The 1,974-nt window shown below is 66.8% G+C and carries 3 protein-coding genes; 1 reads left to right on the top strand and 2 read right to left on the bottom strand.

Translation table 11 applies throughout. The features are described 5' to 3' along the window. Positions 1-56 precede the first annotated feature (56 nt). Together ABTZ89_RS38325 and ABTZ89_RS38320 are read right to left on the bottom strand one after the other, a co-directional pair. Entirely contained in the window at positions 57-299 is a 243-nt protein-coding gene (locus ABTZ89_RS38325; protein WP_270948909.1) for a hypothetical protein, read from the bottom strand. 294 nt (positions 300-593) lie between these two features. Then, on the bottom strand, positions 594-836 hold the full coding sequence (locus ABTZ89_RS38320; RefSeq protein ID WP_270948908.1) for a hypothetical protein: 243 nt from the start codon (positions 834-836) through the stop codon (positions 594-596). A 247-nt stretch (positions 837-1,083) separates the two neighbouring features. On the opposite strand from ABTZ89_RS38320, the gene ABTZ89_RS38315 reads away from it, so the two are divergent. Further along, a partial coding sequence (locus ABTZ89_RS38315) for a DUF885 domain-containing protein (RefSeq protein ID WP_351054316.1) occupies positions 1,084-1,974 on the top strand: 891 nt, incomplete at its 3' end.

Raw genomic sequence — 1,974 nt, 5'->3', positions numbered from 1 at the left:
AGCAAGCGTAAAGGCCAGGTCGGGAGCGACCTGGCCTTTCCACGTGGGACTCCTGCTCAGCCCTTGGGGTGGTCGACGACCGGGGCGTTCACGCAGTTGTTCAGCTGCGGGGACAGCACCGGCACGACCGCGCCGAGGACCGCGACGTTGTTGCCGCAGGCCTGGATCGGCAGCACGCTGGCGTTGTTGTCGTTCAGCAGGTTGATGCCGTCGTTGTCCGCGCTGTCGGCGTTGGCAACGGGGGCGAGGGCCAGCAGACCGGCGGCGGCACCGGCGACAATGGCAGCCTTCTTCAGCATGTGAATACTCTCCTTCGAATACCGCGGGATTCGGAGCACACACCATCGGGCTCGACTAAGAACCCGGAGGCGGCTACCGAGTGTGGTGTCGACTCGCCGGAAACACATCTCGGCATGCCGAACACCAAAACTTTTAACCCAATTGTGTGAGGCGGCGGATCGACGCGTGACGGATGAATTGGTGGCATTCGGCGCTCCGGTAGACGGGCGCGCAAAAAGAAGCGTCGGGGAAGGCCCGACGCCCTTTTCACCACCGGATTCCACGCAGCAGCTCCGGCGATCCGCTCGCCTCGATCAGCCCTTGGGGTGGTCGATGACCGGAGCGTTCACGCAGTCGTTGAGCTGCGGGGACAGGAGCGGCACGACCGCACCGAGCACGGCGACGTTGTTGCCGCACGCCTGGACCGGCAGGACGCTCAGGTTGTTGTCGTTCAGGATGTTGATGCCGTCGTTGTCCGCGCTGTCGGCGTTGGCGACGGGAGCCAGGGCGAGCAGACCGGCAGCGGCACCGGCAACAATCGCAGCTTTCTTCAGCACTTCGTTGCTCCTTGTTGGATGGGATGACGCGAGCGCCCCCTTGTTCCCTCGGCTACGCACCCCATACTTAGCCGACGGGAGAACACTCGGCGTGAAACATATACATCGAATCGGCCAAAACCTACCTCGTTACCACCATTGTGTGATTTATTTGTTCGACGTCATCGGGCTTTTCGTTGCCGGGGCAAATTCATCGAGAACTCGAGCAGCGATCCGACCCCGCTTCGAGCAGGCGTAGTGTCCCGATGTGGACTCCGAAGCGCTCGCGGTCGAATACGTCCTGCTCGGGCTCAGGTTCGACCGGCTGGTCCGGGGCTTCGCGGACTCCTACACCGGTGATCCGGCCCTGCAGCGCGAAGTCGCCGCCGAACCACCGCCGGACCCGGCGCGGCTCGCCGCCGATGCGAACCGCCTGCGCGCCGACGTCGTCACCGCTGATCTCGCCGAACCGCGCCGCCGCTTCCTCGCCGCGCAGCTGACCGCGCTGGAGTGCTCCGGGCGCAAGCTGGCCGGGGCGGAACTGCCGTTCGCCGCCGAGGTCGAGGCGTGCTTCCAGGTGACGCCGACGACGGGGGATCCCGACGAGTACCGGAAGGCGCACCGCGAGCTCAGCGCGCTGCTGCCCGGACGCGGTTCGCTGGCCGAGCGGTTGCGGGCGGTCCGCCGTCGCGACCCGGTGCCGGCGGACCGGCTCGGCGTGGCGGTCGAAGCGGTCTCGAGCGCTCTGCGGGATCGGGTGCGGGCCCGGTTCGAGCTGCCGGTCGGTGAGACCGTCGAGTACCGGATCGTGTCGGACAAGCCGTGGGTCGGGTTCAACCACTACGCGGGCGGATTCCGCTCGAAGGTCGCGATCAACGCCGACATCGGGCACCGCGCGTCCACCCTGCCGCAGCTCGTCGCGCACGAGGCCTACCCGGGGCACCACACCGAGCACTGCCGCAAGGAGGCGGGGCTCGTGCTGCGGGACGGGCAGGTCGAGCACACCATCTTCCTGATCAACACCCCACAGTGCGTGCTCGCCGAAGGCCTCGCCGACCTGGGGTTGGACGCGATCCCGTTGGTGGTGCTCGCCGTCTCGCCCGTGCTCTGGTTGCTGCTGGTGGCGATGTTCATCAGCGGGATCGCGATCGAGCAGTTC

The sequence above is a fragment of the Saccharopolyspora sp. NPDC002686 genome (assembly GCF_040295745.1).
Lineage (GTDB): Bacteria > Actinomycetota > Actinomycetes > Mycobacteriales > Pseudonocardiaceae > Saccharopolyspora > Saccharopolyspora oryzae.
The sequence above is the reverse complement of the archived record's forward strand: the minus strand, read 5'-3'. Positions and strand labels throughout refer to the sequence as shown.

What these genes read in the sequence shown, in the direction of transcription:
- ABTZ89_RS38325 (WP_270948909.1), bottom strand. Translation starts at nt 299, where the DNA reads ATGCTGAAGAAGGCTGCCATTGTCGCCGGTGCCGCCGCCGGTCTGCTG.